Source organism: Glycomyces arizonensis DSM 44726 (assembly GCF_000482705.1).
Classification (GTDB): domain Bacteria; phylum Actinomycetota; class Actinomycetes; order Mycobacteriales; family Micromonosporaceae; genus Glycomyces; species Glycomyces arizonensis.
Map to the genome: position 1 here is coordinate 1 of NZ_AXWO01000048.1, position 1,989 is coordinate 1,989.

The window sequence follows — 1,989 nt, forward strand, 5'->3', positions numbered from 1 at the left end:
ATCGCGAACCACCCCTACACGCTGCCCCTCGAAATCCTCGGCCTCGCACTCATCGAACAGACTTTTCAACCGAGACGACTTTGCTTACGCCCTGGAGCACTGGATGGCCGCGCCGATCATCTCCCAGTTCTACCCACCACCCGAAGGCCTCTGGCAAGAGCCCAGAAGACGGTTATGCCTCAAATAGTCTGTGACGACGGGCCGCATCCTACTCACTCGAAGGCAACAGTTCTGTCCTTACACTCGGAGAGGCAATGTGCGGGAGGTCCACCGCGACGTGAACTACGCGGCATGTAACAGAGGTTCTACGTCAGTTGGCTGTTGACCCATGCAACAGAGTCGACCGGAGTCGCGATCTCGCGGCCGCCGATGGCGAGCAGCTTTTCACGTGTGCCGCCCTTGATGAAGCCCGTCCGGTCCGCTGTGACGAGGAGGTCGCCACCGCTGTTGATATGTCCCCAGTACACAGCCGCGTCAATCCGCCTGCCCCACCACTTCTGCTTGTTCTCTCCTTCGCGAGGTCCATCGAAGGATGCCCCTGGGAACATCTCCGAAAAGATCTCCCTCAACCGGTCATCGGCGAACGCCATCTGACCCCAGAACGCCTGTCCGAAGACGGTTGGTGCTGGCTGCGGCACCGACGCGAGCCGCTCCAGGCCATCAGCGGCAAACCGGGCCCGCAGCTCTTCGAAATCCTGGATGTAGGAACCGTCGACCTGGGTTTCGCTCGCCATGGCCGCGGGGATTCGGATTTCCAGCTTCCCCGCATCGTGCAGGGCGAGCAGCTCCACAAGGGCCGCCTTGTCCGCAGCTCGGTACTCGAGCTTGCTCTCCGTCGTGTCGCTCTCCATCGTGATGATGCAGTTTGTGTCCCAAGTCAGATGCAGCATGGCTTCATGATCCCTCCAAACCCGGTTGCGGTGGCGCTGAAAGCCAGGACCCGTACGCACGTGAATCCATCCCATGTAGGGGTGCCGGTAAGAAACGTGTCACCAGCGGCAAAGTAGCGTTGGCGGCCCCGTGACCTGGTGTGAGCCCGACTCGTTGTTTAAATCGTGAATGAAGATCGCCTTGATGAGCTTGTGGACCACTGGACGCTCCTGGAGGACGAGCGGAAGCTCCTGGGGGAACAAGACCGGTTCGACCCGGCTGGGGTTCGCGCTGCTGCTGAAGTTCTACACCCTCCGTGGCCGCTTCCCTCGCGGGCGGGCCGAGCTTGATGACGAGACGATCGCCTTCGTCGCCCAGCAGGTCCGTGTGGAGGCCGCCGACATCAGCCTGTACGAGTGGGAGGGGCGAACCAACCGGTTCCACAAGGCGCAGATCCGGTCGCATCTGGGCTTCCGCGAGTTCACCGTCGAGGACGCCACAAAGTTCACCGATTGGCTGGTCGACAACGTCTGTCAGGCTGAGCGGCACCCGGGGCAGGTGCGGATCGAATTGCTGGACCACTGCCGGGCAGAGAAGGTCGAACCGCTAGCCGATGGCCGCATCGAGCGGATCGTGAAGTCGGCCCTGCACCGCGCCGAGCAGCTCCTGTGCTTCCGGATCGTCAATCGGCTCGGCGCGGCCGCGTGCGACCGGCTCGAAGCGCTCGTCGGCGTCGACGTCCCCGAAGCGGCCGAGGAGAAGGACTCCGTGCTGGCGAAGATCAAGTCCGACCCCGGCGCGGTCAGCTTGAACTCGATGCTCGGCGAGATCGACAAGCTCACCGCCGTGCGCGCGGTCGGCGTCGACACCGATGTCTTCGCCGACATCGCGCCGAAGGTCCTCACCGCCTGGAAGACCCGCGCTGCGGTCGAGTCCCCCTCGCACCTGCGCGACCACCCCCGCGAGCTACGGCTGATGCTACTGGCCGCGCTGCTGCACACCCGCCGGCGCGAGATCACCGACGCCCTAGATGATTGATTCCTAATGGTCGTAGGCCGTGAGGGAGCGGAGGACCGGTTGTCCGGTCCTCCAGTTGTTCCAGATGGCGGCGGTCAGGGC

2 protein-coding genes are annotated in these 1,989 nt (G+C 63.4%); one reads left to right on the plus strand and one right to left on the minus strand.

All coding sequences use genetic code 11. The features are described from left to right. Positions 1–305: 305 nt before the first annotated feature. A complete protein-coding gene (locus H613_RS0120545) occupies positions 306–890 on the minus strand; it encodes a hypothetical protein (protein ID WP_026925257.1) in 585 nt (194 codons plus the stop codon). A gap of 184 nt (positions 891–1,074) precedes the next feature. On the opposite strand from H613_RS0120545, the gene H613_RS0120550 reads away from it, so the two are divergent. After that, positions 1,075–1,908 (plus strand): DUF4158 domain-containing protein, encoded by an 834-nt coding sequence (locus H613_RS0120550; RefSeq protein ID WP_026925258.1) that lies wholly within the window; start codon positions 1,075–1,077, stop codon positions 1,906–1,908. Positions 1,909–1,989 lie beyond the last annotated feature (81 nt).